Origin of the sequence: Polymorphobacter sp. PAMC 29334, assembly GCF_019431245.1 — a bacterium.
Lineage (GTDB): Bacteria > Pseudomonadota > Alphaproteobacteria > Sphingomonadales > Sphingomonadaceae > Polymorphobacter_B > Polymorphobacter_B megasporae.
In genome coordinates, this window is the sequence record NZ_CP080243.1 from 3,420,090 (window position 1) to 3,431,865 (window position 11,776).

The 11,776-nt window shown below is 66.2% G+C and carries 12 protein-coding genes; 5 read left to right on the top strand and 7 right to left on the bottom strand.

Annotated elements, in window-relative coordinates; genetic code table 11:
* Positions 1-129: 129 nt before the first annotated feature.
* A complete protein-coding gene (locus KZX46_RS19945) occupies positions 130-552 on the bottom strand; it encodes a VOC family protein (RefSeq protein ID WP_219775402.1) in 423 nt (140 codons plus the stop codon).
* Between the two features lie 113 nt (positions 553-665).
* Between KZX46_RS19945 and KZX46_RS19950 the strand changes: the two genes are divergently transcribed.
* The 3 genes from KZX46_RS19950 to KZX46_RS19960 are packed head-to-tail and all read left to right on the top strand — an operon-like array spanning position 666 to position 4,179.
* Complete coding sequence (locus tag KZX46_RS19950; protein WP_219775403.1) at positions 666-3,335, top strand: bifunctional [glutamine synthetase] adenylyltransferase/[glutamine synthetase]-adenylyl-L-tyrosine phosphorylase; 2,670 nt, start codon at positions 666-668, stop codon at positions 3,333-3,335.
* 2 nt (positions 3,336-3,337) lie between these two features.
* Positions 3,338-3,799 carry a peroxiredoxin gene (locus KZX46_RS19955; protein WP_219775404.1) on the top strand — a complete coding sequence of 154 codons (462 nt, stop codon included), beginning with the start codon at positions 3,338-3,340 and terminating at the stop codon, positions 3,797-3,799.
* Positions 3,796-4,179, top strand: a complete 384-nt coding sequence (locus KZX46_RS19960) for a hypothetical protein (RefSeq protein WP_219775405.1) — start codon at positions 3,796-3,798, stop codon at positions 4,177-4,179. Before KZX46_RS19955 ends, KZX46_RS19960 begins: the two co-directional genes overlap by 4 nt.
* A gap of 3 nt (positions 4,180-4,182) precedes the next feature.
* On the opposite strand, the gene KZX46_RS19965 is transcribed toward KZX46_RS19960, so the two are convergent.
* Genes KZX46_RS19965 through purL form a run of 4 tightly spaced genes read right to left on the bottom strand, consistent with a single transcriptional unit; the run spans position 4,183 to position 7,566 of the window.
* Positions 4,183-4,704 (bottom strand): DUF1993 family protein, encoded by a 522-nt coding sequence (locus KZX46_RS19965; RefSeq protein ID WP_219775406.1) that lies wholly within the window; start codon positions 4,702-4,704, stop codon positions 4,183-4,185.
* Complete coding sequence (locus KZX46_RS19970) at positions 4,701-5,096, bottom strand: phosphate-starvation-inducible protein PsiE (RefSeq protein ID WP_219775407.1); 396 nt, start codon at positions 5,094-5,096, stop codon at positions 4,701-4,703. Before KZX46_RS19970 ends, KZX46_RS19965 begins: the two co-directional genes overlap by 4 nt.
* Positions 5,093-5,410 carry a hypothetical protein gene (locus KZX46_RS19975; RefSeq protein WP_219775408.1) on the bottom strand — a complete coding sequence of 106 codons (318 nt, stop codon included), beginning with the start codon at positions 5,408-5,410 and terminating at the stop codon, positions 5,093-5,095. Before KZX46_RS19975 ends, KZX46_RS19970 begins: the two co-directional genes overlap by 4 nt.
* Positions 5,407-7,566, bottom strand: a complete 2,160-nt coding sequence (gene purL / locus KZX46_RS19980) for a phosphoribosylformylglycinamidine synthase subunit PurL (RefSeq protein ID WP_219775409.1) — start codon at positions 7,564-7,566, stop codon at positions 5,407-5,409. The genes KZX46_RS19975 and purL overlap by 4 nt, the downstream gene beginning before the upstream one ends.
* Before the next feature lie 92 nt (positions 7,567-7,658).
* On the opposite strand from purL, the gene KZX46_RS19985 reads away from it, so the two are divergent.
* Positions 7,659-8,009 (top strand): nuclear transport factor 2 family protein, encoded by a 351-nt coding sequence (locus KZX46_RS19985; protein WP_219775410.1) that lies wholly within the window; start codon positions 7,659-7,661, stop codon positions 8,007-8,009.
* On the opposite strand, the gene KZX46_RS19990 is transcribed toward KZX46_RS19985, so the two are convergent.
* On the bottom strand, positions 8,006-8,770 hold the full coding sequence (locus KZX46_RS19990) for a hypothetical protein (protein WP_219775411.1): 765 nt from the start codon (positions 8,768-8,770) through the stop codon (positions 8,006-8,008). The genes KZX46_RS19985 and KZX46_RS19990 overlap by 4 nt on opposite strands.
* A gap of 184 nt (positions 8,771-8,954) precedes the next feature.
* On the opposite strand from KZX46_RS19990, the gene KZX46_RS19995 reads away from it, so the two are divergent.
* Entirely contained in the window at positions 8,955-10,268 is a 1,314-nt protein-coding gene (locus KZX46_RS19995) for an NAD(P)/FAD-dependent oxidoreductase (RefSeq protein ID WP_219775412.1), read from the top strand.
* A 40-nt stretch (positions 10,269-10,308) separates the two neighbouring features.
* Here the strand turns inward: KZX46_RS19995 and KZX46_RS20000 are convergent, their stop codons facing one another.
* Positions 10,309-11,697 (bottom strand): alkaline phosphatase family protein, encoded by a 1,389-nt coding sequence (locus KZX46_RS20000; RefSeq protein ID WP_370647494.1) that lies wholly within the window; start codon positions 11,695-11,697, stop codon positions 10,309-10,311.
* Between the last annotated feature and the right edge of the window lie 79 nt (positions 11,698-11,776).

An 11,776-nucleotide genomic window follows, 5' to 3' on the forward strand; every position in this document is an offset into this window, starting at 1 on the left:
CGCCCAATTTTCCAACACGCGGGTAGCGCCGTGCTCGATGAAAATTGCGGCGACTGTACGGCGCAAGATTGCCGAAGGCGTCGTTTGTGCTGGGCACAGCGATGACGAAGCCGTCGATATATACGGCAACTAGCCCTTGGTCGGGGTCGCGATCGACCAGACATGGCCGAACGGATCGCTGACATGGCCGTAGCGATCGCCCCAGAACATATCCTGCAGCGGCATCCTAACCGTCGCACCCGCAGCGACTGCGCGGTCGAACCATGCGTCGGCGTCGTCGACCTGGAGATGGAGGACCGTTCCCGCCGGCGGTCCTTCGGGGGTCGCCCCGGAACCTTTGTACTCGGGAAAATCGTCGTTGAGCATCAGCGACGCGCCGTTGATCTCGAGATGGGCGTGCATCAACCGGACACCATCGTCGGCAAGCATTCGGACCCGCTCCTCCGCGCCGAACGCCGCCTTATAGAAGTCGATCGCCTCGGCGGCGCGGTTGTCGAGTATTACGAGGTGCGGGGTCAGGCCACTCGTCGGCCCTTGGTTGACAGTCGCCATGTCCTTACCCCCATCGGATGTCTCTGCGACAATCTATCATAGGCTCATGTCGGGACTAAGTGAATTTGGACCGGCTGGGTGACGCGCCGCGCGGAAACCGCCACAATCGCACGATGACGCCGTCCGCGCTCACCGCCGCTGTTACGATCGCCGAAGCGAATTCGCCGTATCTAAAGGGCTTGCTGCGAAGACGCGCCGCGACGCTGACTGAGATCGAGACTCATGGCTTCGATGCGGCGTTGGCAGCAGCAATGGTGCTAGACGACACGGTGCCGGTCGAAATCGGGTTGCGATCCGCCAAGGCCGATGTCGCGTTGATTACTGCACTTGCCGACCTTTCGGGCGAATGGCCGCTCGAACGCGTCACCGAGGCGTTGTCGAACTTCGCCGATCTTGCGCTCAATGCCGCCATTGCCGCGGCACTCGCCGAGCGCGGGGCACCGAACGCCGGATTTGTCGCCATCGCGCTCGGCAAGCTCGGCAGCCACGAGCTCAATTATTCGTCCGACGTCGACCTGATCCTGCTCTACGACTCGGTCCCGCTCCGCCCGCGCGAGGACCCCGCCGAAGCCGCGGTCCGCATCGCCCGGCGGATCGTCGCGATCATGCAGGACCGCACCGCCGACGGCTATGTCTTCCGCGTCGACCTGCGGCTGCGCCCGTCGTCGGAGATCACGCCGATCGCAATGCCCGTCGCTGCCGCCGAGAATTATTACCAGTCCGATGCCGAGACGTGGGAGCGGACAGCGTTCATCCGCGCGCGGGCGTGTGCCGGCGACATCGCGCTCGGCCAGCGCTTCCTCGCCGCGATCCGGCCCTTCGTGTGGCGGCGGAGCCTTGATTATACCGCTATCCGCGACATCAAGGCCGTGTCGCTCCGCATCCGCGACCATTTCGAAAGCGGACAGGCGGTCGGCCCGCGCTTCGACCTTAAGCGCGGGCGCGGCGGCATCCGCGAGATCGAGTTCTTCACCCAGATCCACCAACTCGTCTGGGGCGGTCGTGACGTAGCGCTACAAGCCCCAGCGACGCTCGATGCGCTGGGTGCGCTCACCGCCGCCGGCCGGATCGATGCCGATGACAACGCGACGCTCGGCGATGCGTATCGCTGGCTGCGGACGCTCGAACACCGGCTCCAGATGATCGGCGACGAGCAGACACACAGCATCCCGGCGACGCTCGGGCAGCGGCAGGCGTGGGCGCGGCTGAGCAGCTTCGCTGGGCCGCAGGAATTGATGCGACAGCTGCGGATGGTGACCGCGCAGGTCGCGCGGCGCTACGACCGGCTGATCGCCGACGCCGACATTTACACCCCGCAAATTCCCGCCGACCCGAGCGGCTGGTGCAAGCGCAACAAGGTCGCCCCGGCCTTCGTGCCGTTGATCGCGAAATGGCGGAGCGGGCGGTATCGCGCGCTGCGATCAGACGATGCGAAGCGCGCGTTCGAGGCGCTGCTGCCCGAACTGCTCAAGGCGCTGGCGATGGCCGCCGACCCGGCGCATGCGGCGTCGCGACTCGATACCTTCGTCGCCGATCTTCCCGCCGGGGTGCAGTTCTTTGCGCTGATGGCGGCGAACCCAAAGCTTCTCCCCCTGCTCGGACGGGTTCTCGGCATCGCCCCGGTGCTGGCCGATTCCCTCGCCCGCCGTCCCGCGTTGTTCGATGCCTTACTTGCGCGCGACAGTTTTGCCCCGCTGCCGGGTATTGCGGCGCTGAGCGCCGAGCTAACCGCCGCTGTCGGCGCGGGCACGTTCGAGCAGCGACTCGACCGGACACGGCTGTGGACCGCCGACCGCCGTTTCCAGCTCGGCGCGCAATTGATCGAGCGACGCGACCCGCTCGGTATCGGCGCCGACCTCAGCGACGTCGCCGATGCCGCCGTCGTGACGCTCGCTGATGCCGTCGTCACCGAGTTCGCGGAGAGCCATGGCACAGTTCCCGGCTGCCGCCTCGTTGTTCTCGGACTCGGGCGCTACGGCGGGCGGGCGCTGACGCACGCGTCGGACCTCGACCTCGTCTACCTGTTCACCGGCGACCATGCCCCCGAATCGACCGGCGCGAAGCCGTTGGCGGCGACGGTCTGGTTCCAGCGCGTCGCCGCACGGCTGACGGCGGCGCTGTCGGTTCCGACCGCCGCCGGGGCGTTGTATGAGGTCGATACGCGGCTGCGTCCATCGGGCGCGAAGGGGCTGCTCGCAGTCACCGTCGCCAGCTTCGCGCGCTATCAGTCGACCGAGGCCGAGACGTGGGAGCACATGGCGTTGTGCCGCGCGCGGATCGTCGCAGGAGCGGCGGCCGATTTTGCCGACGTCGAAACTGTGATCGCCGCGATCCTCGACCGCCCGCGCGACCCGACGACGCTCCGCCGCGACGTGCTGTCGATGCGCCGCGACATCAGCGCAGCGAAGCCCGGCGGTGGGACTTGGGACGTCAAGCTCGGTGCGGGCGGGCTCGTCGATCTAGAGTTTATCGTTCACTTCCTCCAGCTTCGGGATCGCATCGCCGTGACCCCCGATCTGCGCGCCGCGCTCGTCGCACTGGTGGCGGCAGGGCGAGTTCCGGACGATCTGATTGCAGCACACGATACGCTGACCCGCGTCCTCGCCCTCCTCCGTCTCGTCGTGACGGGGGCGCTGCCGAAGCGTTTCCCGCAGCCGGTCGAGGCGTTGCTCGCCGGGGCGGCAGGTGCGACCGATTTTCCCGCCGCCGAGGCCGCACTCGGACTCGCCAAGGCGGCGGTTCGTGCGGCATGGAGCGATATATTCAACCTTCGGGGAGACTGACGATGGATATCGGCGACACTGCGCCAGCGTTCGACCTGCCGACCGATACCGGCACAAACGCTTCACTCGCGAAGCTCGCGGGCAAAAAGGTCGTCCTGTATTTCTATCCGAAAGACGACACGCCGGGGTGCACCACCGAGGCAATCGCCTTTACGGGCCTGAAGGCCGACTTCGCCGCCGCCGATACCGTCGTCATCGGCGTGTCGAAGGACTCGGTCGCCGCCCACGCCAAGTTCCGCAAGAAGCACGACCTCGACGTCGAACTCGCGGCCGATCCCGATGGATCGGTCGTCGAAGCCTATGGCGCATGGGTCGAGAAGAGCATGTACGGCAAGAAATATATGGGGATCGACCGCGCGACCTTCCTGATCGGCCGCGACGGCAAGATCGCCGCCGTCTGGCGGAAGGTCAAGGTGCCGGGCCACGCCGCGGCAGTGCTCAAAGCGGCGCAGGACCTAGGATGATGCGAACGGCCCTCGCCGTTGCCGCCGCGATTCTGGCCGGCGACGCGAGCGCCCTGCCCGCCGACCGACTCGCGACCTTGATTGGTGATCGTATCGCGGGGACACCGGTCGACTGCATCGACCGGCTCGACATCGATAAGGTCCACATCGTCGACGGCGGCATCGTCTACGAGATGAAGACCGGTGGCGTATCGTACCTCAACCGCCCGTCGTCGGGGGCCAGTTTCATCCACGACAGCGTCAGCCTCAGGCTCGACTTCGCCGAACCCCGGCTGTGCCGCGACGAGCCAGTTGGGGTGGTCAACGAGAATTCGAGGGCAACGATCGCGCGCGCCAAGCTCGGCAACTTCGTGCCGTATCGCCGCCCGGTTGTGCCCTAAGACTCAAACCCTGATGCGCGGGCGTCCGATATAGTCGCGCTTGCCGAGCGGCACGCCCTTCCAGCGCAGGATGTCGTACGCCGTCGTCGCGTGGAAATAGAAGTTCGGCAGGCTGAACGACAACAGGAAGTCCTCGGCGAAGTACGGCATCCGGTGTTCACGGAAGACGAACGCCATGTCGCCGCCGACGAAGCCGTCGATTTCCGCCGGGTCGATCGCTGCCAGCGTCGCCGACGTTTCGGCGAGCAACGCGTGCAGCGCCGCGAAATCCGTGGGCGGCGGGGTCATATCGGGAGCAAACTTGCCGGCCCGGACCCCCGCGATCGCGCCGACCGAATGCACCGTGACCGACTTCACCTGATACGCGAAGCCAAGCATGTCGGGGGCGAGTTTCGCGTTCACCAGCGTTGCCGGGTCGATGCCGTTCGTCTCGGCAAACGCCTCGCCCTTGGCGACGAAGGCGGCGAGCGAGTCGACGATCTGGCGGAACGCCGGTACTGTCGCGGTGTAGAGCGATAAGGTCATTGGTGCCTTCCCGTGCGCGTGATGATCGCCGCCGCGATGGCGAGGAGCAGGATCGCGCTCGCTTCGAAAACGATATTCTCGGGCGCCATGTTCTTGCCCTGCAGCACGATCAGCCGGGCAAGCGCCGTGATGGCGATGAAAATCGGATAGACAAAGGCGTTGCCCTTGCCGGTGTAGAACACGCCGATCATGCCGATGACCTCGGTGTAAAGGAACATCAGCAGGATGTCGGCCAGCGTGATCTCCTCGACCTGGACGACGCGCCAGACCTCGCCCGCCGCCGCGCCGATCGTCATCAGCGCGATGATCAGGAGCAAGGCGTGTTCGACAAGGTTGAATCCCCGCCCGACGAGGATGGTGCGCGGCGAAGCGTTGCGTTCGTCTTCGCTCATGGGCGCTCCTCGTCATTACGGCGGCCGCGAACCCTGCCGAAATGCAGCGACGTATAGATGCCGATCGCGAGGAACCCGACGAGCAACGCCAGCCGTCCGAGTTGAGGGTCGGCGTCGGCAAGGCGCGGCAGCATCGAAATGCCGATCAGCAGGTTCGCAGTTCCCCAGATGAAATTGATCACCGGCGGCGACAGCCCCTTGCCCGGCGGCGTCGCGAATGGCGTCGGAAACGGCTCCCCGCGCAATCCCGCCGCGAGATGCGGGATGCAATTGCACAGCAGCGCGCCGGCAAAGACGAGGAGGACGTAGGTCATGTCGCCTGCGCCATCATTGCGGGGAACGCGCCTTCATGCGCGGCGCGGATGGTGGTGAGGCGAATAGAGTCACCGCCGAACGCGAGGGCATCACCGCCCGTAGTGCCGACCCGAATCATCGGCACCGGGACGTCGCCAAAATCGGTTCCGACGTCGATCGTCACGAGATAGCGCCCTTGGTCTTCGCCGAACGCCATCGCGGCGGTGAGCGGCGTCGTGATCGTCGCGCCAAGCTTTCCCGCAAGCGCCATCTCGGCGAGCGCAACCGCGAGCCCGCCGTCGGACACGTCGTGGACTGCGGTCGCGGTGCCATGCTCGATCAATATCCTGACGAACTCGCCCGCGGCACGTTCGGCGCCGAGGTCGACCGGCGGCGGCGGGCCGTCCTCGCGTCCGTGCAATTCGCGGAGCCACAGCGACTGTCCGAGATGCCCCGCCCCTGCCCCGACAAGCCAGATCGCCTCGCCCTCCGCCTTAAACCCCATCGTCATTGCCCGCGAGTAATCCTCGATCAGCCCGACCCCGCCGATCGCCGGAGTCGGCAGGATGCCCGTTCCGTCGGTCTCGTTGTACAGTGACACGTTGCCGCTCACGACCGGATAGTCGAGCGCGCGGCACGCCTCGGCCATGCCCTCGATGCAGCCGACGAACTGCCCCATGATCTCGGGGCGCTGCGGGTTGCCGAAGTTCATGCAGTCGGTGATCGCGAGCGGCTTCGCCCCGACCGCGATCAGGTTGCGCCACGTCTCGGCGACCGCCTGCTTGCCGCCTTCGTAGGGGTCAGCGAAGCAATAGCGCGGAGTGCAGTCGGTCGTCATCGCCAGCGCCTTACGCGTGCCATGAACCCGAACCACCGCCGCATCGCCGCCAGGGCGCTGGAGCGTGTCCGCCCCGACCATGTGATCGTACTGCTCCCAAATCCACCGCTTCGACGCGATGTCGGGACACGCCATCAGCGTGAGCAGGTCGGCGGCGAGGTCGGTCGACTCGGGGACGTCGGTCAGCGGTTCGCGCTTCGGGGTCGCGACATGCGGCCGGTCGTAGAGCGGGGCCTTGTCGGCGAGCGGGCCGAGCGGGATGTTCGCCACCTCCTCGCCCTTGAAGCGCAACACGAGGTGTTCGGTATCGGTGACATGGCCGATCACCGCGAAGTCGAGCTCCCACTTGGCGAAGATCGCCTCGGCGAACGCCTCGCGCCCGGGCTTCAACACCATCAGCATCCGCTCCTGCGATTCGCTGAGCATCATCTCGTACGGCGTCATGCCGGTCTCGCGCACCGGCACCGCGTCCATGTCGAGGAGCAGCCCGACCCCGCCCTTCGACGCCATCTCGACGCTCGACGACGTCAGCCCCGCCGCGCCCATGTCCTGGATCGCGACGATCGCGTCCGACGCCATGAGTTCGAGACACGCCTCGATCAGCAGCTTCTCGGTGAACGGGTCGCCGACCTGGACCGTCGGGCGCTTGTCCTCGTCGCCCTCGGTAAACTGCGCCGACGCCATCGTCGCGCCGTGGATGCCGTCGCGCCCGGTCTTCGACCCGACATAGACGACCGGATTCCCGATCCCGGCGGCGGCCGAGTAGAAAATCTTGTCCTGCCGCGCGGCGCCGACGGTCATCGCGTTGACGAGGATGTTGCCGTTGTACGCCGCGTGGAAGTTGGTCTCGCCGCCGACGGTCGGCACGCCGACGCAGTTGCCGTAGCCGCCGATGCCGGCGACGACGCCCTTGATGAGGTGCTTCATCCGTGGTGCGTCGACCTCGCCGAAGCGGAGCGCGTTGAGGTTGACGATCGGCCGCGCGCCCATCGTGAAGACGTCGCGCAGGATGCCGCCGACCCCGGTCGCGGCGCCCTGATACGGCTCGATGAAGCTCGGGTGGTTGTGGCTCTCCATCTTGAAGATCGCCGCGTCGCCGTCGCCGATGTCGATGACGCCGGCATTCTCGCCGGGCCCGCAGATCACCCAGGGCGCCGTTGTCGGCAGCTTTTTGAGGTGCATCCTCGACGACTTGTACGAACAATGCTCGGACCACATCACCGAGAAGATGCCGAGCTCGAGCAGGTTCGGCGCGCGACCGAGGCTGGTGACGACCTCGGCATATTCGGCCGGGGTGAGGCCGTGGTCGGCGACGATCGCGGGGGTGATTTCGGTCATGCCGAGGACATAGCGAAGGCCACGCAGCCTGTCATTCCCCTGTCACGAAGTTCCTGCTATGTTCTGGTTCGACTCGCAGGGGAGAGACAGAAATGAACATTCGCGAAATCGCTGCCGACATGGTCGCAATGACCAAGGCCGGGGACTTCCACATCGGCGAGAAGTACTGGGCCGACGACGTCGTCTCGATCGAGGCGATGGACGGTCCGATGGCGCGGGTTGAGGGCAAGGACGCCGTCATGGGCAAGAGCGCATGGTGGTACGGCGCGCACGAAGTTCACGGCACCGAGACGTTCGGTCCCTTCGTCAACGGCAACCAGATCGCGATCCGCTGGACGATGGACATCACCGTTAAGGAAAGCGGCGAACGGCGGCACAGCGACGAGGTCGCGCTCTATACGATTGAGGACGGTAAGATCGTCGAGGAGCGCTTCTTCTACTAGCCCATCAGCCCTTCGAGCGCGCGCGCGGTGGTCATCCACACCGTGCTGGCGCCGATGGCGGGAGTCAGGAGCTGCGACGCGACGACGAACGGCACGCCGACAAGATAGGCCGGGTGGACGCGGCCGCGGGTCCGCCAGTCGTAGACCATCGCGACGACGAGCAGTAGGTCGACCGTCAGGCCAGGCGGAATGGTGACGAACAACGGCGGCGGCGGTCCGTCGCTGGCGTGCGGCGGGGCGAGGACGGTGAGGAAGACGCGGGCCATCGCGGCGTGCATCATCGGGATGACAGCGAGGATCATCAGCCGCTTGTGCCACTCGGTGCGGCGGATGTTGACGATCGATGCGGTAAATAGGGCGGCGAAAATGATGACCCCAACGAACGATACCGCCTCGAAGCGCCGGGCCGCATCGCCGTAACCGGCGGCGTCCGCGGCGCGCATCGTCGTGATCTCGGCGAGGATGACGGTGAAGCCGATCGCCGTCGCCAGCGCGATGCCAAGGAGTCCCCAGTTGCGGTGATCGTAGGTTCTCCCCGTCGCGACGAGCGCGGTCTGGGCGAAATAATAGAGCGTCCAGCTGAACAGGACGAAGCCGTGGAGGTGGTAGATCGGTGCGCCGTGGAAGGTCCCGGTCGCCACCTTCGCCCAATAGGTCGGGATGAACCCGCCGAAGGCGATGAGGACGAAGACCGCCGCCATCCCGACGTAGAAGCGTGGCCGCGCGCGCGGTCGCACCATGTCGAAAGTCGTCGTTGCCATCGCTCGATGTCCCCCTCGTAGCGGACGACCCCGTAACAGACTTCCACCGATCGATGAAGTATTCGCTCCTCTGCCCGATCGACGATTGCAGCGATCGCGCCTCGATGCCAAACCCGCGGGCGCTGCTACGATGGCGCGCGGGCGGTTTGGGAATATGCGGATGGAGATGACTCCGGGCGGACTAATGACCAGGGCGAAAAAGACGCAGATCGTCGTCGTCGGCGGGGGCGCCGGCGGGCTCGAGCTCGTGGCGCGGCTCGGGCGGACGCTCGGCAAGGTCGAGTACGACATCATCCTCGTCGACAAGGCGCAGACGCACATCTGGAAGCCGTTGCTCCACGAGGTCGCCGCGGGGTCATTGGACGCCAACCTCGACGAGGTCGGCTATCGTGGTCACGCCCACCGCTGGGGCTATCGCTACTTCGACGGCGCGCTCGAAGCGATCGATCGCGTTGCGCGACAGATCGTCGTCGCGCCGATTGTCGAGGACGGGCGCGAGATTATTGGCCGCCACCGCATCCGCTACGACTATCTCGTCCTCGCGGTCGGGTCGGTGTCGAACGACTTCGGCACGCCCGGGGTGCGCGAGCATTGCATCTTCCTCGACGAACGCACCGAGGCCGACCGTTTCCGGCGCAAGCTGTTGAATCAGTGCCTGCGCGTGTCGCGGTCGATTCAGACCGACCCCGCGTCGGATGCGTGCGTCAGCGTCGCGATCGTCGGCGGCGGCGCAACCGGGGTCGAGCTTGCCGCCGAGCTCCATATGTCGGCCGACAGCCTCGCAATGTATGGCCTTGAGGTGTTCGACTCGAAGCGCCTAAAGACCACGCTCGTTGAAGCCGGCCCGCGCATCCTGCCGGCGCTCCCCGAAAAGCTCGCGGCGGCGGCGCAGGGCGAACTCGAGGCGATCGGCGTTCGCGTTTGTACCGCCGAGCAGGTCGTCGAGGCGACTGCCGAGGGCATCCGGACCAAGACCGGCGAGTTCATCGCCGCCGACCTCATGGTCTGGGCCGCCGGGGTCAAGGGCGCTGAGTTCATGCAGGGGATCGGCGGGCTCGAGACGACCCGCAACAACCAGCTCGTCGTCGGCCCAACGCTCCAGACGAGCGACGACCGCATCTTCGCGATCGGCGACTGCGCCTATTATATGCCGTCGGGCGCGACCCGCCCGGTGCCGCCGCGCGCACAGACAGCGCACCAGATGGCCGACATCGCCTTCCACAATATCCGCGCGATGATCGCGGGCAAGCCGCTCAAGTCATTCAATTACCAGGACCACGGCAGCCTCGTCAGCCTCGCGCGCTATGCCACGGTTGGCAGCCTGATGGGCAATCTCGTCGGCGGCAAGATGGCAGTCGAGGGGCGGCTCGCGCGCTTCGTCTACGTCTCGCTCTACCGGATGCACCTGATCGCGATCCACGGCTGGCTCAAGGGACTGTCGCTGATCGTCGTCGGCCACGTCAACCAGATCATCCGGCCGAAACTCAAGCTTCACTAATTGCCCGCCGCGTTCGGCTATTTGCGGATACGGCGCCGCGCTAACGACCGCTTTTTTCGACCAGGGCAGGTAGATCGGCCCCGGGAAACGGTGCGTGCATCAGCGCCGCGAGCGTCGGTGCGATCTGCCGCATGTCGATCACGCCGAGATCGCCGCGTAGCTTTACGTCGGGCCCCATCAGCAGAAACGTAGAGCGCATCGCCGGCACCATGGGGTCGTAGCCGTGCATCCCCTTCAAGGTCGACGGTGCGACGAGCGCTGCCGCGGGATCACGGCCCATCTCGGTGCCGGGCGCAAATTCGACCATCCAGTCGGCGGCGTCACCGGCTCCGCGTCGGACCAATTCGGCGTGATCGAGCACCGCTGCGATATGTGTCGCCGGGTTGGCGCGCAGGTCCGCCAGCAGTCCAGCCACCTTCGCGCGCAAGACCGGATCGTCGCGTCGGGCCATGACGATCGCCGCACTGCCCCCGGCAAACCATGGCACCGCCTCCCACGACTTGACCTTGGTTCCGTCGAGCGTGATCAGACCGGCGCGGATGAACGCCCCAAACAGGTTGATGTCGGTATCGATCGCGGTGAAGCCATGGTCGGACACAACGGCGACGTCGGCGCCGGGGGCCGCCGCCATCAGTTCCCCGACCAGCCCGTCGATCCGCTCAAGGGCCGCATGCGCCGGCGGCGTATCGGGGCCGAACAGATGCTGGATATGGTCGAGCCCGGTGAGATAGACAGTCATGAAACCGGGATGATGCTCGCCGAGCAGCGCCAGCGCGAACCGCGTCCGGTCGACGTCGCCCTCGACGCTTTCGTCGATGCCCTGCGTATACGGCCCGAGGCGGCGTTCGAGGTCGACGACGAGGCCCGGCGTCGCGACGACGCGCATCAGCTTGCGGTCGTCGGCATGGCCGGTCCGCCAGATTTGCGGCAGGTTATAGTCGATGGCCGCGCCGACGCTGACCGGCCAATGGACATTCGCCGTAACCCGTCCCGCCGCATGCGCCGCGTCCCACAGGGTCGGCACCCGGATGTCGGCCGAATACCAGTACCAGCCGACCTGATTTATGTTGGTCGGATCGAAGGTCAGGTTGTTGACGATACCGTGGCGCAGCGGCGCGACGCCGGTGATCAAGGTGGTGTGGCTGGGATATGTCAGCGTCGGCAGGACCCCGACCACGCCGGCCGCATAGGCGCCGTGGTCGACGAAGCGCCGCAGGTTCGGGACGTGCAGCCCCCGCGCGTCGGCTTGCAATACGTCGCCCGGGCGTAGACCGTCGATCGAGATCAACAGGAGTGGCGCAGCGTACGCAGCAGTCGTCGCTGCCACGCCGGCACCGCCAAGGATCGCCCGCGCGATGATGAGGAGAAGCCCGCACAGCGTGGCCTTGCGCGTCGAATGCCGCAAGCTGGCGGACCGTCTGTCGTTCATTCCATGCTCCCGATCCGGTAATTGTGTCTGGCCGAAAATCATGACAGCTCTGTGAAAGCAGGAGAGAACGACGATAATG

Coding starts and splice junctions, on each gene's coding strand:
- KZX46_RS19990 (WP_219775411.1), bottom strand. CDS start 8,770: ATGGCAACGACGACTTTCGACATGGTGCGACCGCGCGCGCGGCCACGC.
- KZX46_RS19945 (WP_219775402.1), bottom strand. CDS start 552: ATGGCGACTGTCAACCAAGGGCCGACGAGTGGCCTGACCCCGCACCTC.
- KZX46_RS19955 (WP_219775404.1), top strand. CDS start 3,338: ATGGATATCGGCGACACTGCGCCAGCGTTCGACCTGCCGACCGATACC.
- KZX46_RS20000 (WP_370647494.1), bottom strand. CDS start 11,697: ATGAACGACAGACGGTCCGCCAGCTTGCGGCATTCGACGCGCAAGGCC.
- purL (WP_219775409.1), bottom strand. CDS start 7,566: ATGACCGAAATCACCCCCGCGATCGTCGCCGACCACGGCCTCACCCCG.
- KZX46_RS19965 (WP_219775406.1), bottom strand. CDS start 4,704: ATGACCTTATCGCTCTACACCGCGACAGTACCGGCGTTCCGCCAGATC.
- KZX46_RS19975 (WP_219775408.1), bottom strand. CDS start 5,410: ATGACCTACGTCCTCCTCGTCTTTGCCGGCGCGCTGCTGTGCAATTGC.
- KZX46_RS19950 (WP_219775403.1), top strand. CDS start 666: ATGACGCCGTCCGCGCTCACCGCCGCTGTTACGATCGCCGAAGCGAAT.
- KZX46_RS19985 (WP_219775410.1), top strand. CDS start 7,659: ATGAACATTCGCGAAATCGCTGCCGACATGGTCGCAATGACCAAGGCC.
- KZX46_RS19995 (WP_219775412.1), top strand. CDS start 8,955: ATGACCAGGGCGAAAAAGACGCAGATCGTCGTCGTCGGCGGGGGCGCC.
- KZX46_RS19960 (WP_219775405.1), top strand. CDS start 3,796: ATGATGCGAACGGCCCTCGCCGTTGCCGCCGCGATTCTGGCCGGCGAC.
- KZX46_RS19970 (WP_219775407.1), bottom strand. CDS start 5,096: ATGAGCGAAGACGAACGCAACGCTTCGCCGCGCACCATCCTCGTCGGG.